The 20,663-nt window shown below is 67.6% G+C and carries 21 protein-coding genes; 15 read left to right on the forward strand and 6 right to left on the reverse strand.

Annotated elements, in window-relative coordinates; all coding sequences use genetic code 11:
• Window positions 1–2 precede the first annotated feature (2 nt).
• The 3 genes from ugpC to IPG68_04895 are packed head-to-tail and all read left to right on the forward strand — an operon-like array spanning window position 3 to window position 4,081.
• Complete coding sequence (ugpC, locus tag IPG68_04885) at window positions 3–1,175, forward strand: sn-glycerol-3-phosphate ABC transporter ATP-binding protein UgpC (protein MBK6762639.1); 1,173 nt, start codon at window positions 3–5, stop codon at window positions 1,173–1,175.
• 3 nt (window positions 1,176–1,178) lie between these two features.
• Window positions 1,179–2,447: a DUF4032 domain-containing protein gene (locus IPG68_04890; GenBank protein ID MBK6762640.1), complete on the forward strand. Its 1,269-nt coding sequence runs from the start codon at window positions 1,179–1,181 to the stop codon at window positions 2,445–2,447.
• Window positions 2,444–4,081, forward strand: a complete 1,638-nt coding sequence (locus tag IPG68_04895) for a glycoside hydrolase family 13 protein (GenBank protein ID MBK6762641.1) — start codon at window positions 2,444–2,446, stop codon at window positions 4,079–4,081. Before IPG68_04890 ends, IPG68_04895 begins: the two co-directional genes overlap by 4 nt.
• Before the next feature lie 73 nt (window positions 4,082–4,154).
• Here the strand turns inward: IPG68_04895 and argF are convergent, their stop codons facing one another.
• On the reverse strand, window positions 4,155–5,159 hold the full coding sequence (argF, locus tag IPG68_04900) for an ornithine carbamoyltransferase (GenBank protein MBK6762642.1): 1,005 nt from the start codon (window positions 5,157–5,159) through the stop codon (window positions 4,155–4,157).
• Between the two features lie 72 nt (window positions 5,160–5,231).
• Window positions 5,232–6,464, reverse strand: a complete 1,233-nt coding sequence (locus IPG68_04905) for an arginine deiminase (protein MBK6762643.1) — start codon at window positions 6,462–6,464, stop codon at window positions 5,232–5,234.
• 217 nt (window positions 6,465–6,681) lie between these two features.
• On the opposite strand from IPG68_04905, the gene IPG68_04910 reads away from it, so the two are divergent.
• Window positions 6,682–8,319 (forward strand): YfcC family protein, encoded by a 1,638-nt coding sequence (locus IPG68_04910; protein MBK6762644.1) that lies wholly within the window; start codon window positions 6,682–6,684, stop codon window positions 8,317–8,319.
• Between the two features lie 93 nt (window positions 8,320–8,412).
• Window positions 8,413–8,619, forward strand: coding sequence for a hypothetical protein (locus IPG68_04915; GenBank protein MBK6762645.1), 207 nt, complete (start codon window positions 8,413–8,415; stop codon window positions 8,617–8,619).
• Between the two features lie 43 nt (window positions 8,620–8,662).
• On the opposite strand, the gene IPG68_04920 is transcribed toward IPG68_04915, so the two are convergent.
• On the reverse strand, window positions 8,663–9,037 hold the full coding sequence (locus IPG68_04920) for a WhiB family transcriptional regulator (protein ID MBK6762646.1): 375 nt from the start codon (window positions 9,035–9,037) through the stop codon (window positions 8,663–8,665).
• A gap of 372 nt (window positions 9,038–9,409) precedes the next feature.
• On the opposite strand from IPG68_04920, the gene IPG68_04925 reads away from it, so the two are divergent.
• Together IPG68_04925 and IPG68_04930 are read left to right on the forward strand one after the other, a co-directional pair.
• Complete coding sequence (locus IPG68_04925) at window positions 9,410–9,685, forward strand: DUF3039 domain-containing protein (GenBank protein ID MBK6762647.1); 276 nt, start codon at window positions 9,410–9,412, stop codon at window positions 9,683–9,685.
• 105 nt (window positions 9,686–9,790) lie between these two features.
• Window positions 9,791–10,420, forward strand: a complete 630-nt coding sequence (locus IPG68_04930; protein MBK6762648.1) for a helix-turn-helix domain-containing protein — start codon at window positions 9,791–9,793, stop codon at window positions 10,418–10,420.
• A 9-nt stretch (window positions 10,421–10,429) separates the two neighbouring features.
• Here IPG68_04930 and dacB read toward each other — a convergent pair whose 3' ends face one another.
• Complete coding sequence (gene dacB, locus IPG68_04935; GenBank protein ID MBK6762649.1) at window positions 10,430–11,869, reverse strand: D-alanyl-D-alanine carboxypeptidase/D-alanyl-D-alanine-endopeptidase; 1,440 nt, start codon at window positions 11,867–11,869, stop codon at window positions 10,430–10,432.
• A gap of 199 nt (window positions 11,870–12,068) precedes the next feature.
• Here dacB and IPG68_04940 point away from each other — a divergent pair, with 199 nt between their 5' ends.
• Complete coding sequence (locus IPG68_04940) at window positions 12,069–13,823, forward strand: hypothetical protein (GenBank protein ID MBK6762650.1); 1,755 nt, start codon at window positions 12,069–12,071, stop codon at window positions 13,821–13,823.
• A gap of 74 nt (window positions 13,824–13,897) precedes the next feature.
• Here the strand turns inward: IPG68_04940 and IPG68_04945 are convergent, their stop codons facing one another.
• A complete protein-coding gene (locus IPG68_04945; GenBank protein MBK6762651.1) occupies window positions 13,898–15,601 on the reverse strand; it encodes an aminotransferase class V-fold PLP-dependent enzyme in 1,704 nt (567 codons plus the stop codon).
• A gap of 70 nt (window positions 15,602–15,671) precedes the next feature.
• Between IPG68_04945 and clpS the strand changes: the two genes are divergently transcribed.
• The 7 genes from clpS to IPG68_04980 all read left to right on the forward strand — a co-directional run bounded on the left by clpS (window position 15,672) and on the right by IPG68_04980 (window position 19,739).
• Window positions 15,672–15,956: an ATP-dependent Clp protease adapter ClpS gene (gene clpS / locus IPG68_04950; protein ID MBK6762652.1), complete on the forward strand. Its 285-nt coding sequence runs from the start codon at window positions 15,672–15,674 to the stop codon at window positions 15,954–15,956.
• Window positions 15,956–16,483: a DUF2017 family protein gene (locus IPG68_04955; protein MBK6762653.1), complete on the forward strand. Its 528-nt coding sequence runs from the start codon at window positions 15,956–15,958 to the stop codon at window positions 16,481–16,483. Before clpS ends, IPG68_04955 begins: the two co-directional genes overlap by 1 nt.
• 99 nt (window positions 16,484–16,582) lie before the next feature.
• Window positions 16,583–16,966, forward strand: a complete 384-nt coding sequence (locus IPG68_04960) for a M67 family metallopeptidase (protein MBK6762654.1) — start codon at window positions 16,583–16,585, stop codon at window positions 16,964–16,966.
• Window positions 16,967–16,971: 5 nt separating this feature from the next.
• Window positions 16,972–17,244, forward strand: coding sequence for a MoaD/ThiS family protein (locus tag IPG68_04965; GenBank protein ID MBK6762655.1), 273 nt, complete (start codon window positions 16,972–16,974; stop codon window positions 17,242–17,244).
• Between the two features lies 1 nt (window position 17,245).
• Window positions 17,246–18,193 (forward strand): cysteine synthase, encoded by a 948-nt coding sequence (locus tag IPG68_04970; protein ID MBK6762656.1) that lies wholly within the window; start codon window positions 17,246–17,248, stop codon window positions 18,191–18,193.
• Complete coding sequence (locus IPG68_04975) at window positions 18,190–18,996, forward strand: glutamate racemase (GenBank protein MBK6762657.1); 807 nt, start codon at window positions 18,190–18,192, stop codon at window positions 18,994–18,996. The genes IPG68_04970 and IPG68_04975 overlap by 4 nt, the downstream gene beginning before the upstream one ends.
• Complete coding sequence (locus IPG68_04980) at window positions 18,993–19,739, forward strand: MBL fold metallo-hydrolase (protein MBK6762658.1); 747 nt, start codon at window positions 18,993–18,995, stop codon at window positions 19,737–19,739. Before IPG68_04975 ends, IPG68_04980 begins: the two co-directional genes overlap by 4 nt.
• Here the strand turns inward: IPG68_04980 and IPG68_04985 are convergent.
• On the reverse strand, window positions 19,736–20,461 hold the full coding sequence (locus IPG68_04985; GenBank protein MBK6762659.1) for a hypothetical protein: 726 nt from the start codon (window positions 20,459–20,461) through the stop codon (window positions 19,736–19,738). The genes IPG68_04980 and IPG68_04985 overlap by 4 nt on opposite strands.
• Window positions 20,462–20,663 lie beyond the last annotated feature (202 nt).

Consider the following 20,663-nt stretch of genomic DNA (forward strand, 5'->3'; position numbering starts at 1 on the left):
CCATGGCTGAAATCACGATGAAGAACATCGTCAAGCGGTACGGCGACGGATTCCCCGCCGTCAACGATGTCAGTCTCGACGTCGCCGACGGCGAGTTCATGATCCTGGTCGGGCCGTCCGGCTGCGGGAAGTCCACGCTGCTGCGGATGATCGTGGGGCTGGAGGACATCACGTCCGGCGACATGCTCATCGGGGGCACGCGGGTCAACGATATGGCGCCGCGTGACCGGAACCTGTCGATGGTGTTCCAGAACTACGCCCTGTACCCCCACCTGACGGTGTTCGAGAACATCGCGTTCCCGCTGCGCCTGCGTGGCAAGCTCCCCGAGCAGGAGATCCGCAAGTCCGTGGAGGATGCCGCGGAGACCCTCGAACTCACCGAGCACCTCGACCGCAAGCCGTCGCAGTTGTCCGGTGGCCAGCGCCAGCGCGTGGCCATGGGACGCGCCATCGTGCGGCAGGCGGACGCCTTCCTGTTCGACGAGCCGCTGTCCAACCTCGACGCGAAGTTGCGCGGGCAGATGCGCACTGAGATCCTGCGGCTGCAGCGCCGGCTCGGGGTCACCACGGTCTACGTGACCCACGACCAGACGGAGGCGATGACGCTGGGGGACCGGGTGGCGGTTCTGCGCCGGGGTCTGTTGCAGCAGGTGGCCAGCCCCCGGGAACTGTACGAGCAGCCGGTGAACCTGTTCGTGGCAGGCTTCATCGGCTCGCCACCTATGAACTTCATCCCCGCCTCGGTGGAGGACGGCCATCTCACGCTGCCCTTCACAACGGTCCCGATGCGCGAGGAGTGGAAGTCCGTGCTGGGCGACCGCAAGGTGCTCATCGCCGGGATCCGCCCGGGAAGTTTCGAGGACGCCAGCCTGGTCGACGCGAGCAAGGTGGACAAGGGCGTCACCTTCGACGTCACGGTGGACGTCACCGAGTGGCTCGGCAACGAGCAGTACGCGTTCGTGCCGTACACCGCTCCCGCGGACATCGCCGCCACACTGGCGGAACTGCAGAGCGAGTTGGACAGCGAACAGGTGCGCACGCAGATGTGCGTGGAACTCGACCCGATGAGCCGGGTACGCGACGGCGACACCGCGACCCTGTGGCTGGATCCCAGCCGGATGCATCTGTTCGACCCGGCCAGCGGCGAGAACCTTACGAGGGTCGCCCCGAGCTAGTGCATGGCCGCACCTGAGATCCGGCTGCGCTCGACCTCCCCGGAACTGATCGCGCTGCCCTGGCACATGCCCCTGGCGCACTGGTCGATGCCAGAGGTGCCGTTGCGCGACGTCGCGGTGGGCCCGAGCCGCCACCTGGTGAAGTTCGTGGCGGCCGACGGCCGGCTGTGGGCGCTCAAGAGCTTGGACCCGCGCCTGGCGGTGCGCGAGTACGAGGCCCTGAGGCGGATGGAGGACATGGCCCTGCCGGCCGTGCGACCGGCCGGCCTTGTGCGGCAGGACGGCGAGGACGCGATCCTGGTGACCGAGTTCCTCACCGCCTCCTGGCAGTACCGACGCCTATTCATGCGGCTGCCGCCCGGCCAGTCCGTCCACCGCGCGCGGCTACTCGACGCCATGGCCGGTCTGTTGGTGGAACTGCATCGGCACGGGGTCTTCTGGGGTGATTGTTCGCTTGCCAACACCCTGTTCACCCGCGACGGACAGGTGCTGCAGGCCTGGCTGGTGGACGCCGAGACCAGCGAGGTGCACGATCACCTCAGTGACGGGCAGCGGTCCCTGGACCTCGAGATCCTGACGGAGAATGTGGCCCTGGGCATGATCGATCTCGCGGTCCGGCTCGAACGACCGGCCGAGATGCACGGCAAGCTCATCGCGGAGGCCCGCGGCATCGCTGACCGCTATGCCGAGTTGTGGGACCTGCTGCACGCAGCGCCCACGTTCGAGTTCACCGACCGGTACCGGGTCGAGTCGACCGTGCGCAGACTGAACGAGCTGGGATTCGCCGTTGACGAGGTGTCCCTGCGTCCGGTGAGTCAGGAGGACCTGCAACTCAGCGTCCGGGTCGGCGACCGGCGCTTCCACGCCCAGCACCTGAAGGACCTCACCGGTCTCGATGTCGGCGAGGGCCAGGCCATGGTCCTGCTGGGGGACCTGCGCGCCTACCGCCGCCTCATGCAGCAGGAGGCAGACGAGGAGGTGACGGAACACGAAGCAGCCGCCCGCTGGATGACGAACGTCCTGCGACCCGGGATGCAGCAGGCGCACGCCGCGGTTGGTGCAGCGGGAAGCCCCATCCAGGCCTACTGCGACCTGCTGGAAGTCCGCTGGCTGCTCAGCGAGAGTGCAAGACACGACGTGGGCAGCGAGGCCGCGCTGGCGGCCTTGCGGATCCAGGGACCACCTCGGGACGCGGCTGCCGCCATGGGGGTCGCCGAGAAGCAGACCAGTCAGTTCCCGGCCCTCGACGATGAAAGGGGCGAGCTCACATGACAGCTACCGACGATGCCCGGTGGTACCGCGAGGCGGTGGTCTACCAGGTGTATCTGCGCAGTTTCGCCGACGGCGACGGTGACGGGGTCGGCGACATCGCCGGTCTGCGCAGCCGCCTACCGTATCTGGTGGACCTCGGCGTGGACGCGATCTGGATCAACCCCTGGTACCCCTCGCCGATGGCCGATGCCGGCTATGACGTCATCGACCAGCGCGCGATCGACCCGGCCTTCGGCACGCTCGCCGCCGCCGAAGCCCTGATCCAGGAGGCTCATGACCACGGCCTACGGGTGATCCTGGACGTCGTCCCCAACCACACCTCTGAACGGCGGCCCTGGTTCCTGGAAGCCGTCGCGGGCGGGCCCGGGTGCGCCGCTCGCAGCCGGTACCACTTCCGCGACGGCCGCGGTGAGCACGGGGATCTGCCGCCCAACAACTGGGTCAGTGAGTTCGGCGGGTCGGCGTGGACCCGGGTCACCGAACCCGACGGCACGCCCGGGCAGTGGTATCTGCACCTGTTCTCCCCGCAGCAGCCCGACCTGAACTGGGACCACCCCGAGGTGCGCGCGGACTTCGAACACACTCTGCGCTTCTGGTTCGACCGCGGGGTCGACGGATTCCGGATCGATGTGGCCCACTACTTGGTCAAGGGCCACGACCTCCCGGATCTGCAGGAGGGCGGGCATGCCACCGGCGAGCACCCGCACTGGGACCGCGAGGCATTGCACGACATCTACCGGCGATGGCGCCAGATCGCTGACACCTACGACCCGCCGCGCACCTTCGTGGCCGAGGTGTGGGTGGCCAGCGCCCAGCGACTGGTGCGGTACGTGCGGCCCGATGAGTTGCACACAGCGTTCAACTTCGACTTCCTGGCCTCCCCGTGGTTGCCCGGTGCCCAGCACGACGTGATCGAGGAGACGCTGACCACGCATGCCCGGGTGGGCGCCGCAGCCACCTGGGTGCTGTCCAACCACGACGTTGCCCGGCACGTGTCCCGGTTCGCCCGGCCCCAGCTACCGGGCGTCGCCCGCTTTCTCGACGACTATCTCGACCGGCCCGTGGACCTCGCGCTCGGCACGCGGCGGGCGCGGGCGGCGCTGCTGCAGATGCTGGCGCTGCCGGGAAGTGCCTACGTCTACCTGGGGGAGGAACTCGGCCTGCCAGAAGTCGAGGATCTGCCGGAGGACGCGTTGCTGGACCCGATGTTCGAGCGCTCCGGGCGGATCAGCCGGGGCCGGGACGGCTGCCGTGTCCCGTTGCCCTGGTCGGGGGACAGTCCGCCGTACGGCTTCTCGCAGCCAGGGGTGCGTACATGGCTGCCCCAGCCCACCGACTGGGCGCGATACTCCGTGACCGCTCAGCAGGGGCACCCGGGATCGATGCTCGAGTTCTACCGGGCCGCGCTGCATCTGCGGCGTGCCCACCCCGCGCTCGGCGACGGGTCGATGCAGTGGCTCGACACCCCGGAGGGGGTGCTCGGGTTCGCCCGTGAGCCAGGGTTGCACTGTTTGGTGAACTACTCCCGGGTGCCATACGCGCTGCCGCCGGACGCCGAGATCCTGCTCGCCAGTTCGGACTTTGACATCGCCGACGGTCTGCCGGGGGACACCGCGGTGTGGCTGGGGGTATGAGTCGCAACCACGCCCCGGACACACGACGGCCGGGGAGCCATGTGCTGGGTCCCCGGCCGTCGAGTGGGAGCGGTCAGTCGCCGATGGTGGCCACCATGATCGCCTTGATCGTGTGCAGCCGGTTCTCGGCCTGGTCGAAGGCGATGTTCGAGGTCGACTCGAAGACGTCGTTGGTGACCTCGAGGCCGTTCTCCATCCCCGTGGACGCGGCGACATCCTTGCCGACCTTCGTGTTGGTGTCGTGGAACGCCGGCAGGCAGTGCATGAACTTCGCGTCGCGCTGACCGGTCTTCTCGAGCGCCGCGCGGTTCACCTGGTAGGGCGTCAGCAACTTCACGCGCTCGTCCCACACCTCCTTGGGCTCGCCCATGGACACCCACACGTCGGTGTGCAGGAACATCGCACCCGGGATCGCCTCGTCCGGGTCCTCGGTCAGCGTCACCTTCGCGCCCGACTGCTCGGCGCGTTCGAGGGCGGCGTCATGCACTTCCTGGGAGGGCCAGAGGTCCCGCGGCGAGCAGATGCGTACGTCGGAACCCATGATGGCGCCCATGATCAGCAGGGAGTTGCCCATGTTGGAACGGGCGTCGCCCATGTAGGCGTAGGTGATCTCATGGGTCGGGCGGTGGCTGTGCTCGATCATCGTCAGGAAGTCGGCGAGCATCTGTGTGGGGTGCCACTCGTCGGTCAGGCCGTTCCACACCGGCACGTCGGAGAACTCCGCGAGTTCTTCGACGTTGGTGTGGGCGCTGCCGCGGTACTCGATCCCGTCGTAGAACCGGGACAGCACACGGGCGGTGTCGGCGATGGACTCCTTGTGGCCCAGTTGCGAGCCACTGGGGTCCAAGTAGGTCACCCCGGCGCCCTGGTCATAGGCGCCGACCTCGAATGCGCAACGTGTGCGGGTCGAGGTCTTCTCGAAGATGAGGGCGACGTTCTTGCCCTGCATGCGCCGGCGCTCGTTGCCGGTGTACTTGGCGCGCTTCAGGTCGCGGGACAGGTCGAGCAGGAACTGCAGTTCCTGGGTGGTGAAGTCGAGTTCCTTGAGGAAATCGCGGTTGCGAAGATTGACAGGCACTGGTTCTCCTTCTGGTTGAAATGGTCGGTACATGCGTGTGGGGTGACCCTGGGGCCACCCCACACGTGAGGACTACTGCGCCGGACCGCGTACGATCGGGCAGCTCATGCAGCGTGGGCCACCCCGGCCGCGGCCGAGTTCCGATCCCACGATCGTCACGATCTCGATGCCCTCCTTGCGCAGGAAGGTGTTCGTCGTCGTGTTGCGCTCGTACCCGAAGATGACCCCGGGTGCCACGGCCAGGAAGTTGTTCCCGTCGTCCCACTGCTCGCGCTGGGCGCCGAGTTCGTCGATGGGGGTCTTGAGGACCCGCATCTCGTCGACCCCGACCGCGTCGGCCACCACCGGCCACAACTCCTCGTTCTCCTTGACCGTGAACTCGCCACCGTCACCGATGGGCTCCAGGGTGTAGGAGCGCAGGTGGTCGGGCAGGTAGGGGTAGCAGGAGAACGCGTCCTTGTCGATCATCGTCATCGCGGTGTCGAGGTGCATGAAGGCGCGCGTCTTCGGCAGTTCCACCACGATCACCTTGGTGATCTGGCCCCCGCCGAACTGGAAGTACTTGCGGGCCAGGACCTCCACGCCTTGTGGTGTCGTGCGCTCACCCATGCCGACCATGACTGCACCGTTGCCGATCACGAGGATGTCGCCACCCTCGATGGTCGCCGGCTCGTGGTGCAAGTCGTCGTTGCCGTAGTAGAAGTTCAGCCCCGCGTCGGCGAAGCGCGGGTGGAAGTTCCAGATGGTGCGCGAGTGCAGCGTCTCGCGCTTGCGTGCCGGCTTGGCCATCGGGTTGACGCTCAGGCCGTCGTAGACGAACGCGGTGTTGTCCCGCTGGAACAAGTGGTTCGGCAACGGGGTGAGGATGAAGTCGTAGTCATCCAGGTAACTCCACAGCAGGCTCTGCGTGTGGGGCAGGTGCAGGTCCTTCTTCAGGACGCCACCGATGAGGACCTCGGACAGCAGTTCCGCGTCCTGCTGCATCACCAACTCGGTCAGCGGTTCGTCCAGGGCTGGGCCCACCTGGGTGGCGTTGGTCAGGCGCTCGTCGAGGAACTCCCGGGCGCCGGGTGCGTCCAGGGCCTCCTTCAGCAGTGTCTGGAAGTGCAGGACCTCGATACCCTTGTCCCGCAACTTCTGGGTGAAGGCGTCGTGCTCCTCACGGGCGCGTGCCGCCCACATGACGTCGTCGAAGAGCAGGTCCTCGACGTTCGACGGTGTCAGGCGGGCCAATTCGAGGCCAGGCCGGTGCACGATGACCGACTCGAGCCGTCCCACCTCCGAGTCGACGTGGTACTCAGACATACACGATTCCCTTCGTGGCGTCCCGCCATGTGCGGGATGCTTCGATCTTGCTTCACAAAACCTGTCGATGCCAGGCGAGCACGTTCTGCGGCCCTCGGCGGTGGCAGGTGGCCGGTTTTGTGCAACACGCCTCTGTGGACGAGACACCGCGGTTGCGCACCTGCTAGACCGGGATCGCGCACTGTTGCCCACAGGTGCGAAGGATCTGGGAGGAACGATGGCAACCGACACCGCGCCACCGGTGGAATCAGAGCCCGAGAAGAAGAAGGGCTTCAAATTCCCCACGGCCTACACGGTCTTGTTCTTCGTTCTGCTGTTGGTGTTCGCCCTCACATTCGTGATCAAGCCGGGCGCGTACCAGTACGTCTCCTGTGACGGCGGCAATGCCAAGCCGATCCCGGGGTCGTACCAGCAGACCGACACCAGCATGACCTTTAAAGAGCGGCTATACGACCTGTGGCTGTCCCCGGTCAACGGGTTGTACGGCATCCGTGAGGTCTCGGAGCCCGCCGAGGAGGTGACCCCCGAGCAGCAGGCCGAGGCGGATGCCATCTGTGACGGCACTCCCGCTGAGGTCGTCACGGCACCCGGCAACACCGGCCCGTACAACGAGGGGTCGCTGTTCGGCGCCGCCCAGGTGTTCTTCTTCGTCCTGGCCATCGGTGCGTTCATCACCGTGACCATCAAGACCGGGGCCATGGACGCCGGCATCGCCCGGTTGACGCACAGGTTCCGGACCCGCGCCAACGTACTCATAGTCGTGCTGATGTTGATCTTCTCGATCGGCGGCACGACGTACGGGATGGCAGAGGAGACATTGGGCTTCTACGCCCTGATCGTGCCAATATTCGTGGCCCTCGGGTATGACCGCATGTTGGGAGCGGTGGTCATCCTCGTGGGCGCAGGCACCGGCACCATGGCATCCACGGTCAACCCGTTCGCCACCGGTGTGGCATCCGACGCCGCGGGGATCGACCTCGGAAACGGCATCGTCCTGCGGTTCCTCATGTGGATCGTGCTGACCGCCACATCCATCGCCTTCGTCCTGTGGTATGCCCGGCGGATCAAGGGCCACCCGGAGAAGATGATGGTCCCCTGGACCGAGGAGGACCGCTCGCTGGAGATGGAGAGCGAGGGCGAGCCCCCGGTCATGACCGGTGCCCAGAAGGCCGTGATGTGGGTCTTCGCGCTGTCCTTCGTGCTCATGATCTTCTCGGTCGTGCCGTGGGCGGACCTGCCCGGACTCGGTGACATCTCGTGGATGGAGCGGATCACGCTCTACTGGTACTTCCCCGAGTTGGCCGCCCTGTTCCTCGTGGCCGCGATCATCATCGGCCTCATCGGGAAGCTCGGCGAGGAGGGGATGGTCAACGCCATCATCTCCGGCATGGGCGACTTCATCGGCGCGGCGTTCATCATCGCCTTCGCCCGTGGTGTGACGGTCGTGATGAACAACTCCGGAATCACCGACACCGTGCTCCACTCCTTGGAGAGCCTGGTCACGGGCCTGTCGGGTGCGGTGTTCGCGGTGATGATGTTCATCGTGAACATCCCACTGGCCTTCTTGGTCCCGTCGTCGTCCGGTCACGCGACGCTCGCGATGCCCATCATGGCGCCGCTGGGCGACTTCGCGACCGTCAGCCGGGCGATCGTGGTCACCGCCTACCAGTCGGCCTCGGGATGGGTGAACCTGTTCACACCCACCTCCGCGATCGTCATGGGTGGTCTGGCCATCGCCAAGGTGCGCTATGACCGCTACCTGAAGTTCGTGTGGCCGCTGCTGCTCGCCCTGTTCGTGCTGACCTGCCTGCTGCTGGCACTCGGAACGGTGGTGCCGGCGCTGGGTGGCACCTGAGCCGGATGAACGGAGGACGGCCCCCGGGAAACCGGGGGCCGTCCTCCGTTTGTGTCGAGCGCGGCAACGTCGTGAGCCGCTACTCTCGCCACCGTGAGCGGAGCTGCAAAGTCCAACGTGCTGATGTTCCTGACCGCGATGTGCGCGATGGGTGCGGTGTGGGTGGGTATCGTCGCGGTCACCGGCCCCGATCCGCTCTATGCGCTGATGGCCGCCCTTCTGCTGGTCGCCACCGTCGTCGCCTTCCGCGCCTACCGCACGGTTCTGCGGGAGCTCGACGAGCAGGAGCGCCGGACATGACGAAGCGCCGCCGGCCGAGGTGACCGACGGCGCTTCGCGAGATTCAGGAAACGACGCCCAAAGCGCCGGGGGAAACAGCCGCCGAGATCTCGGCGGCGGCAGCCACGGCACCTTCGCCACGTTGCCGGGGGAACTGGGCCACGGCGATGCGCACGTACACGCGCTCGCGCTCCTCCTCGGTCAGCCCGCCCCACACGCCGTAGGGCTCGCGGGCCCGGATCGCGTAGTCGGCACATTCGATGCGCACTGAGCAGTGGGAGCACACGGCCTTCGCAGCGCGGTCACGGCGCATGCGGGCCAGCCCGCGCTCGTTCTGGGGGTGGAAGAACAACTCTGGGTCGGCCTCGCGGCAGGATCCGATCTCCTGCCAGTCCCAGGTGGCGTCGGCCGGCACTTGTGACAGAGGTTGCTGTGGCATGTACACCTTCTCCAATCAGCCGACGGGAAGCCGGCGACCGCCACTCACACCTACTGCGAGTGGATTCCCTCGCTCTCTAGAACAATCGGAGAGCGCTGACCACGCCTTGAACGCTACTGACAGTGAGCGGTCGCTGCATCGTACGTTCGGGTGATCTCCGTCTCCATCGTTCGTCGCCATTATGCGCAGAGTAATCACCCTCGCGTCAAGCAAGTGTCGAATTCCTCATGGCATTCGCCAACGAACACACAGCGTCACACTGTGAGGATTCAACGGGATCTCCGGCGGCCCAGGATCCGGTGTGAAGCATCCTTACACACGGTGAAATCGACCCCGTTCTCCGTGTGAAGTGGCTCACGTAGACTCGTCCGTATGGCTGCTTCCGATCCGCTGGAAAGCCCAGGGCTGTCCGGCGACACCCTGGTCGAGACCGAGACCCGAACCGAGGAGGGTGACCACGAGCGGTTCGCCCATTACGTCAAGAAGGACAAGATCGTGGCCAGCGCGGTGCTCGGGGAGTCGGTCATCGCCTTGTGCGGCAAGGTCTGGGTCCCCAACCGGGACCCCTCCCGCTTCCCCGTGTGCCCCACATGCGAGGCGATCTACAAGGGGATGTCCGGCGGCGGGGACGACAGCGACAAGACGTAGGTCGTGCGGGGCATGGAATCCCGAAAGCCGGATACAGGCTCGCTGACGCCGACACGGCGCGGCAGGTGATGGCCACCGCCGCTCATCGGCGAGAAAGTGGTGGTGATGACTGCTGAGACCTCGCAGACCCTGGACCGGGGACTGACCCTGCTGACGCTGCTGGCCGACCACCCCGAGGGGATGCGGGTCAGCGAGATCGCGACCGAACTTGGGATCGGCCGCACTGTCGTCTACCGGCTCGTGGTCACTCTGGAGAAGCACGCGCTGCTGCGCCGCGCCGCGGATGGCCGGTGCCACGTGGGCCTCGGGCTCATCGGGCTGGCACGGCAGGTGCAACCGCTGCTGCGCGAGGCGGCCATCCCGCCCCTGCGCCGGCTGGCCGATGTCACCACCGCGACTGCCCACCTGACCATCACCGACGGCGCCGATGGTCTGGTGGTGGTGGCAGTGGCCGAACCTCCCCGCGCCGAGGTGTTCGTGGGACTGCGGGTGGGGTCGCGGTCGGTCCTGGAGGACAGCGCTGCGGGTCAGGCGGTCTTGCTGTCGCGGCGTGGGGACACGCGGCCGGTGGTCTCCCCCTCTCGCACACCGGGCTCGGTGGCGTCGGCTGCCGCGGCCCTGTCCGTGCCCGGGATCGACGCGGTCGTCGGGGTGTACATGCTGACCGCCCCTGACGAGAAGGTGCTCAGCGAGTTGATCGCTGCCCGCGACGCGATCGCCTCGCGCCTGCGGTGACTCACGGGCTCAGTTCCCCGGGGGCTGGCCGGTCTTCTGCGTCGGGCCCCAGCACCCGTTGACCGTGGCCACGAGCCCGTCGACGGCCTGTCGCGTGGAGAGCGGGCTGTACTGCTGCGGGCGGTCGTTGACCAGTGCGGAGAACACCTTCAACTCCCCATCCGCGCCGCGGGTGTAGCCGGACAGACCGATGGTGTCGAACAGCGTGCCGGTCTTGGCGAACACCTGGCCGGCGGCGCACTTGCTCGGGCTCGTGGTGAACCGGGCCGTACTCGCGGACAGCGTCCCCGTGCGCCCGCCGACGGGCAGTGCCTCGAGGAACGACGCGAACTGCGGGTACGTGTCGGTGTCCAGTGCGACGCGCAACAGTTCGGTGAGGAAGCGCGGCGTCAAGCGGTCGTCGCGAGAGACACCGCTGCCGTCCAGGAGTCTGAGCCCGTTGGTGTCCAGCCCGAGTTCCCGCAGGCTGTCGCGGGCTGCGAGCCGGGCGCCCTTGAAGGTGCCCTTGCGGCCGCGCTCGACCGCGACCTGCCGGAAGAGCATCTCCGCGATGTTGTTCTCGCTCACCTGCATCATCTGGCGGACCTGGGCGGCCACCGTCTGACCGCTGACCTGCGCGGCCACGGTGGCCCCCGCCGGGGCATCCCGGTGGCCCGCGGTGCTCGCTTTGATGCCCTTCGAACGCAAAGCCGCGGTGAACACCGAGCCCGCCTCCTGGGCGCTGTCCCACTGGTAGACGCCGATGCGCCCCAGCGGGCGGACAGGGCGGACCACGGACGGCTGGTACGAACCGGTCCAGCCCGGGCCGCGCTTGGGTTTGCCGTAGAGGGAGTCATCCACGTAGACCTTCACCGCCGGGCGCACCTTGTCCGGTGTGATCAAGGGGCAGGGGTTCTTGCGCGTCGACTTGCGGGACTTGCCGTTGACGGTGCACGAGCTCGGCCGGTATTCCGGTGGCTGCGCGAGCGCGGGGAGCAGGTCGTTGGTTCGCAGGTACCTGGCGGTGCGCTTGGCCAGGCGGGTCAGCCCGGTGACGCCGAGGGTGGTGTCCCCGCCCCCGCGCAGGATGACGGTTCCCGGTTCGAGGACCAGAGTGTCGGTGGTCATCCGCGTGTCAGGGCCGAGGACCCGCAGGGCGTTCAGCGCCGTCACGATCTTCATGTTGGACGCCGGTCGCAGGGGGGTAGTGGCCATCCGCGAGTAGATGGCGTCCCCGGTGCTGGCGTCGACCACGTCGAACCCGAACGTCGAGCCGATGCGAGGGTTGCTGATGCGTAGCGGGACGAGGAAGGCGATGGCGGCATTGGCCTGCGCACTGGAGACTCGGGCGCTCAGTTTCGCAGAGGCGGCGGCGGCATCGGCGCGCTCGGCCAGGGAGGGTGGGTCGGCGACCGCCGGACCGGCGGAGAAGACCAGGGCCGTGGTGCACACGGCGATGACGGATCGCATGGACACTCACGGTAGCCCGCGCCCGGCGGTGGTGGGTGGCCATGGGGGCCGTACGGGGCGATGCATCCCTACCAACCGACCGGAAACCGGACGAGGGAGCCTCCCAGAGCCGTCCGGTTTACACTGACAGAGACGCAGTTCAGGAATTGTCTCTGCGTGTCGAAGTACTCTGTGTAGGCACACGATGCTGGGAGGCTGGATGAAGCGCCGAGGCGTGGCTGTCGCCGCCGCGTTCGCGGCCGGCTGCCTGACCGCCACCGCAGTCGCACCCCTGCATGCCGCTCCAGAGCCGCGGCGCTACCTGTCTGGGTGGTTGCCCTACTGGTCCACCCAGACCTCCACCGCCAGTTTCCTGACCAACTCCGACCTGTTCAGCGACATCTCCCCGTTCTGGCACGACGCGCGCTGGGACGGCTCGAAGGTGTACATCCACAACCACCTGTCGCCCACCGCGCAGGCCGCCGCCCTGGCGAAACTGCAGGGACAGGGAGTCAAGGTCCTGCCGTCCATTACCGACGGGTCGGGCAAGGGCCGCATGGCCGACACGCTGTCCTCGGACACCAAGCGGGCCGCCCACGTCAAGGACATCGTCAGCCTCGTGCTGAGCAATGGCTACGACGGCATCGACCTGGACTACGAGGCGTTCGCCTTCTCCGACGGCAGTTCCTCATGGGCGGCCACCCGGCCGAACTGGGTGAAGTTCATCGCCGAGCTGTCCGATGCGCTGCACGCCGAGGGCAAGCTGCTCGCGGTCACGGTGCCGCCGATGTATGACGCCGACTACGACTCCTCCAGCGGCTACTGGGTCTACGACTACAAGGCCATGGGCGAGCACGCGGACCTGCTGCGGATCATGGCCTACGACTACTCGGTGGGTAGCCCTGGCCCGATCGCGCCCCTGAGCTGGGTGCAGAAGGTGGCCGCGTTCGCGCCGACCCAGTTGCCGGGCAGCAAGGTGCAACTGGGGATCCCCGTGTACGGCCGCAACTGGTTCACCGGCAAGACCGGCAAGTGCCCGGTGGGCCAGGAGATCAAGGACTCGAACTACTCGATGACCGCGGCCAATGCGCTCAGCCTGCTCGCCGAGGACGGTGTGGCTCCCAGTCAGATCGGCCGTGACGCAGCCTCCGGCGAACTCACCGTGTCCTACTCGATCGTGTACAAAGGGCTGACCGCCAAGGGCGACAAGACCGAGTGCACGGTCTCCCGCAAGGCGTTCTTCGCCGACGCCAAGTCGGTGGCCGACCGCGTACGGGTGGCCCGGTCAGCCGGGCTGGCCGGCGCAGCGCTGTGGACCATCGGCGGGGAGCCCTCCGACCAGTGGCCCGCCGTGCGCGAGGTCGTTGGCGTGCAGAAGGACAAGCCGGGGGCCCGTAAGGGGGCCGCGGTCAAGATCGGCGCACCGCGCTTCGTGACCCGGGGGCAGAAGGGGTCGATCACCGCCAAGGTCACCGTGGACGGATCGCCGAGTTCAGGCGGCAAAGCGGCACTGCAGGCCAACCCCACCGGCAAGGGTGGCTGGCGCACGGTGGCGCGCAAGCAGGTGCCGAAGTCCGGCCAGGTCGTCTTCAGCCATTCCCCCAAGCGCTCCTCGGCGTTCCGCGTGAAGGTCTCCGCGACCGGGACCCGCAAAGCCGCCCGCAGCATGGTCGTGCGCACGAAGGTGCGGGCCGCGGTGAGCGTCAACAGTTCGATCGTCGCCTTCACCGGCCAGCGGGTGCGGCTCACCGGGGTTGTGAGCCCGGGCCGCAAAGGAGTCCGTGTGGTTCGCCAGCGGCTGGTGGACGGTGGCTGGGTGACCTTCGGGAACGCGCGCACCCGTTCCGACGGGTCCTACCGGTTCAGCGTCACGCCGACGGTCAAGAACGGCAGTTACACCTACCGGGTCGTTTCCGCGCCATTTGCCGGCTTCGCCAAGGGTTACAGCTCCACGGTCAGTTTCCGCTCACGTTGAGCGGCTCTGACGGAGTCTGCGGCTGATTGCCGAGAGGGTCACTGATCGCTGAGCACCACGTCGCCCACCCGGCACTAGCCACCAACCACGCAGCGCTGCGGCAGCTCGAACCACCGCAAGTGTTCGAACTCCGGTGACATCTGTGCAGAGGGGCTCACGTCCGGGTCCGGCCGGGCGGCCAGCACATCCACCGCCTCCTGCAGGTACCCCGCGAGGGCGGACTCCTCGGCGGTGTCCTGGTGGTGGGGGTAGGCGAGACGGCCCTGCTCGTAGCGCAGTTGGTCCAGCCGCAGCGGTGGTTCCACCGGGCCGTTGCGGTGGCGCCACAAACCGGAGGCCGCATCGAACGTGTAGTCCTCGATGAGCCGGTAGCCCAGGTCGGCGATGAGTTCCACGGCTGCCACCACGTAGGCGAACACGGTCTCCGAGACGAAGTAGTTGAAGTTCACCCGGACCCACCCGGGCTTGATCCCCTCACACCCCCGGGAGATCTCAGTGCGCAACTCCTCGGAGCGATCGAGGTCGATGCCCAGGAGTCGGTGGCCGTATGGCCCGGCGCACGAACAACCACCGCGGGCCTGGATCCCGAAGAGGTCGTTGAGGATCGCCACCACCAGGTTGTGGTGCAGATACATGCCGCCCGGCCGGCGGATCACGAAACTCACGATCGACAACCGTTCCGCCTGCGGGTTGCCGAGTACCTCGATGTCCGGATGCCTTCGCCACGCGGTGATGGCTCGGCGCAGGAAGTCCTCCTCGTGGGCCCGGATGACGTCGGCACCCACGGCCTGTTTGAGTTGGAAGACGAGGCCCGCACGGATCGATTCCACGATCGCGGGCGTGCCGGCTTCCTCCCGGTGCTCGATGTCGGCGATGTAGAAGTGGTTCTCCGGGTTGACGTACTCCACGGTGCCGCCGCCCACAGCCTCGGGCACGCTGTTGTGCACCACGTCGCGACGCACGATCAGCAGTCCGGGGGTGCCGGGCCCCCCGATGAACTTGTGCGGCGAGAGGAACACCGCATCTGCGTAGGCTCCCGGCTCGGGCGGGTTCATGTCGATGTCGACGTAGGGACCCGCCGCCGCATAGTCCCAGAAGGCCAGGGCCCCATGCTCGTGCAGCAATGAGGAGATGGTCCTGGTGTCTGTCACGATGCCGGTGACGTTCGACGCGGCGCTGAACGAGCCGATCTTCAACGGCCGCTCGGCGTAGTCGACGAGCGCGGCACGCAGGCCCTGCACGTCCACGTGGCCGTCGATGTCCTCGGGAATGGTCACCACGGTCGCGATCGACTCCCGCCAGGGCAACTCGTTGCTGTGATGCTCGTACGGACCCACGAAGACGACCGGCCGCTGCTCCGGTGGGATGTGGGCGAGCAGCCCGTACTGACGGTCGAGGTCCGCCGGGATCCGCAGATTGAGCATCCCCACGAGTTTGTTGATCGCCCCGGTGGTTCCGGACCCGCAGAAGATGACGGCCGCGTCGCGGGCGTTGACGGCCTCCCCGATGATCCGCCGGGCATCCTCGCGAAGCCGGGTGGTCTGCAGGCCGGTGCCCGAGGACTCGGTGTGGGTATTGGCGTAGCGGGGCAGCACCTCGTCGCAGATGAAGTCCTCGATGAACCCCAGCGCCCGGCCGCTGGCCGTGTAGTCGGCGTATGTCACGCGACGCGGACCGTACGGCCCCGGCATCACCTGGTCGTCGCCGATGACTGCGGCCCGGATCGTCTCGAGGATCGCCGGCTGGGGCAGATCCGGGTCGGCTGGCGGCAGGTCCATGGCCGTACCGTAACTCCCAGCCCACACACAATCGCGCCCGTCGCGGGCACAAGTGGAACAATCGACCGTGATGAACGTCGCACCCGCCGAGTTGGAGTCCCCGGACACCGAGGTCGCCGCGGAACCTCCGTGGATCTGTCTGGTGTGGAACGACCCCATCAACCTCATGAGTTATGTGACGTATGTGTTCATGCAGTACTTCGGGTACGGCCGCGAGAAGGCCGAGTCCCTGATGTGGGACGTGCACACGAAGGGACGGGCAGTGGTCAACTCGGGCACCAGGGAACAGATGGAGCGCGACGCGACCGCGATGCACGAGTACGGGTTGTGGTCCACCGTGCAGAAGGACGACTGATGGGCCGCCGACGGCCGTTCTCGGTGAAGAAGGGGGAACTCGTCGCCCGCCTCAACGATCAGGAGCGCCGCGTGCTGGAGTTCGTCTGCGACGAGCTCACCTTGGTGCTCGCCGATCCCATGCCGGAGCCCGACGTCCCGGAATGGGCCCGCGAACTCGGGCTGTCCGGCGTCGGGGATGCCCGGCAGGCCCCGCGGGACCCGGTGGTGGCCCGGCTGCTGCCCGACGCCTACGACGATCCGAAAGAGGCCTCCGAGTTCCGCGGCCTGACCGAGGCGGGACTGCGCGCGACCAAGCTGGCGCACGTCTCGGTGGTGCGCGAGCAACTGCATCATGAGCCCACCGTCATCACCGACGACGTGAAGGCGTGGCTGGCCTTCTTGGCCGACGCGCGACTGATGCTGGGCACGCGACTGGACGTCACGGAGGACGACGACCTCGTGCCCAGCGACGACCCCGAGTTCAACCTGTACCTCTACCTCGGCTACCTGCAGCAGTCCCTGGTGGAGGAGTTGATGGGGCGCTGAGGGGCTGGCGCTGCCCTGTCAGGTCCGGTCGCAGTACCTGCGCCGGGGCCCCGGCACAATGGTCGGGTGCTGAAGATCCGCCGTGCACTCGTCGACGCGATGATCGCCCATGCCCGTAGCGACCACCCGGACGAGGCCTGCGGGGTGATCGCCGGTCCGGGGGGCAGCGACACCCCGACCCGCTTCATCCCCATGGCCAACGCAGCGCGCTCGACCACGTTCTACGAGTTCGAGTCCGGTGACCTGTTGCGCTTGTACCGGGAGATGGACGCCAACGACGAGGAGCCGGTGGTGATCTACCACTCCCACACCGCGACCGAGGCCTACCCTTCGCGCACCGACGTCAGCTACGCCTCCGAGCCGAACGCCCATTACGTGCTCGTTTCCACTCGATTGCCCGACACCGCAGAGGTGCGCAGCTACCGGATCGTGGATGCAGAGGTGACCGAGGAGGAAGTCCAGATCGTCGACTCCGTACCCTAGTGTTCATGGCAATCGACGTTCAGATCCCGACCATCCTGCGCACGTACACCGGCGGTGAGAAGACCGTGTCCGCTGAGGGCGCCACGCTGGCCGACCTGGTGGCCGATCTCGACGAGAAGTTCCCTGGGATCAGGGACCGAGTCGTCGACGACGCCGGTCTGCGGCGTTTCGTCAACGTGTACCTCAACGACGAGGACGTGCGGTTCCTCGACGGGCTGGGCACGAGCCTTTCCGACGGCGACTCGGTGACGATCCTGCCGGCAGTCGCTGGCGGCTGACTTGCGCTACCCCGACCTGCTGGCCAGTGTGGGCCACACGCCCATGGTCGGCCTCCCCAGGCTGAGCCCGACACCGGATGTCCGGTTGTGGGCCAAGCTCGAGGATCTCAACCCCACCGGTTCGGTGAAGGACCGGGCGGCGCTGGCCATGATCAGGCGAGCCGAGGCCGACGGCGTGCTCACGCCCGGGGCGACGATCCTGGAGCCGACCAGCGGCAACACGGGTATCTCCCTGGCCATGGTCGCCCGGCAGCGTGGTTACCAGTTGATCTGCGTGATGCCGGAGAACACCTCCGCCGAACGCACGCAGTTGCTGCGCATCTGGGGGGCAGAGATCGTCTACTCCCCGGCGCAGGGCGGGTCGAACGAGGCAGTGCGGGTGGCCAAGGAACTCGCGGCCAAGAACCCCGACTGGGTCATGCTCTACCAGTACGGGAACCCGGCCAACCCGCAGACTCACTACGACACAACTGGTCCGGAAATCCTCGCCGACCTGCCGGAGATCACGCACTTCGTGGCCGGGCTGGGCACCACCGGCACCCTCATGGGCGTGGGCCGCTACCTGCGCGAACACAGGCCGGACATACAGATCGTGGCCGCTGAGCCGCGCTACGGGGAACTGGTTTACGGCCTGCGCAACCTCGACGAGGGTTTCGTTCCCGAGCTCTACGACTCCTCGGTGCTCACGGCCCGCTTCTCGGTCGGCCCGCACGACGCCCTGATGCGCACGCGGCAACTGCTGCACGAGGAGGGCATCTTCGCGGGGGTCTCGACCGGGGCGATCCTGCACGCTGCACTCGGGCTGGCGGACCGGGCCGCAGGGTCGGGGGAGAGTGCCGACATCTGCTTGATCGTGTGCGACGGCGGGTGGAAGTATCTGTCGACTGGTGCGTACGAGGGCACCCTGGAGGACGCCGAGCAGGCCATCTCGGGGCAACTGTGGGCATGAGCGACGCCCCGTTGGGCATTTTCGACTCCGGGGTCGGCGGTCTGACCGTCGCGCGGGCGGTCATCGACCAACTGCCGCACGAGGCTGTCATCTACGTCGGCGACACCGCCCGCGGCCCTTACGGCCCCCTGCCCCTGGCCCAGGTGCGCGCCTATGCGCTGGACATCATGGACCACCTTGTGGAACACGGGGTGAAGGCTTTGGTCATCGCCTGCAACTCCGCGAGTGCGGCGGTGCTGCGCGACGCGCGCGAGCGGTACAGCGTGCCGGTGGTGGAGGTGATCCAGCCGGCTGTGCGGCGGGCGGTGCGGGTCACCGACAACGACCGGGTGGCGGTCATCGGGACACAGGCGACCGTCACCTCGGGGGCCTATGAGGACGCCTTCGCCGCGGCCCCGGACGTCGCGCTGCACATGCAGGCGTGCCCGAGATTCGTCGAGTTCGTCGAGGCCGGGATCACCGGCGGCCCGGAACTTCTGCGCGTGGCCCAGGAGTACCTCACGCCGCTGCGTGACGCCGGCGTCGACACGCTTGTGCTGGGCTGCACCCACTACCCGCTGCTGACCGGGGTGATCCAATGGGTCATGGGTGACGACGTGGTGCTCGTGTCCAGTGCCGAAGAGACCGCGAAGGACGTGTACCGGACGCTCGCGGCGCACGATCTGTTGCGTGAGCCCGGGCTACCAGAACCCGAACACCGGTTCCTGGCCACGGGGGACCCGCAGGCGTTTGCCACGATGGGACGGCGGTTCCTCGGCCCCGAGGTCCGGGAGGTGCATTCTGCGGTGGAGGTGGTCTCGTGAAGCTGACCGTGGTGGGGTGCACCGGCTCGTTCCCGGGGCCTGACAGCCCGGCGTCCTGCTACCTGCTCGAGCACGAGGACGCGCGTATCCTGCTGGATCTCGGCAACGGGTCGCTGGGACAGTTGCAGCGGTACGCCGACATCTACGACATCGACGCGGTGTTCCTCTCGCACCTGCACGTGGACCACTGCATCGACCTCTGTTCCTATTACGTCGCGCGCAAGTACCACCCCGATGGGGCGGCTGCGCGCATCCCGGTCTTCGGCCCGAAAGGCACTGCCGACCGCATGGCCGCGGCGTACGGGCTGCCGCTGACTCCCGGCATGCACGACGAGTTCAACTTCGTACGCCACGCACCAGACCCGACAGTGGTGGGGCCGTTCACGATCGAGACGGCGCGGGTCGCACACCCGGTGGAGGCCTACGCCATCAAGGTCACGGCCGGCGGGCGCTCGCTCGTCTACTCCGGGGACACCGGCCCCACCGATGCGCTGGTCGAGTTGGCCCGGGGGGCGGATCTGGCGCTGTTCGAGGCGTCCTTCGTGGACTGCCCCGGAAACCCCGTGAACCTGCACATGACCGGCGGTCAGGCAGCCGATGCGGCGCGGCGGGCCGGCGTGGGTCGCCTGCTCCTGACGCACCTGGTTCCGTGGAACGACGCTGCCGTGGTGCGGGCGGAGGCGGCGGCGGGGTTCGACGGTGACTTGCAGCTGGCCAGCAGCGGCCTCCGGGTGGAGGTTTAGCCCGCCCGGCGGACGTGACGGGCCGACCTGTGGTGCAGACGTTCCATCTCGCTGCTCGGGTCGGCAAACAGGTGCTCGACGAAGACCCGGTGGAAGCCCAGGCCGGTCTCGCGCAGATCGTCCTCGCGAAGTTTCTCGGCCGTCAGGGCCTCCAGGCCCGTGTACTTGACAGCACCGTCGATCTCGATGGCCAGACCGTCCAGCAGGATGTCCACGAAGAACTGCTTGCCCGACGCCCCTCGCCGGGGCACCCCGCAGCGGGACTCGGGGAATCCCGCCACCAGCATGTGGCCGCGGTAGAACGACTCGGCCGGGGATTCCGCGGCCGGGTCCGCCAAGCGGGTGACCGGGAGGTCGGCCCTTTCCTGCAGCAAACGCCGCACCCGCGTCCGGCACTGTTGCGAGGCCAGCGTGAACCTGTCCATGGTGCCTGCCAGAAGGGTGGCCACGGGGTCGACGACCATCAGGGCCTGCGGCAGTGGCAGATCGGCAGCTACGCCGATGGCAGCGGTGACCGGATCGACCGCCGGTCCCCACGGGGTTTCGACCGGTTCGAGCCGGCCGGCGGGTTCGATGTGGCGGTCGGGCCTGGACCTCGGTCCGGCGATCCGCGCCGGTCTTGAGGACCATGGTGCGAACCAGGGGTTGGGCAGTTCGTGGAATGCGGCTGCGGAGTCCGCGATGGCGAAGTGGTCCCTGCGGGTGACGAGTTCAGCGGCCACCCGCTGGGCATACCGCGTGCGGTCATCACGACCTGTCTCCTGAACGTAGACCCCGCGACGCAGCCGTGACAGGGCCCCGGACTCAATGGCCTCCCGCCACTTGTGTGCCGGAAGGCCCGCAGCCAGAATCTGCGCCCTGCTGAAGGGATGGGGCCCGAGCGGATGTGGAAAGTCCATTGATCCAGGGTGGTGGCCGCAGGGC

The sequence above is a fragment of the Micrococcales bacterium genome, from assembly GCA_016703125.1.
In the GTDB taxonomy this organism is placed as follows: domain Bacteria; phylum Actinomycetota; class Actinomycetes; order S36-B12; family UBA10799; genus JADKAV01.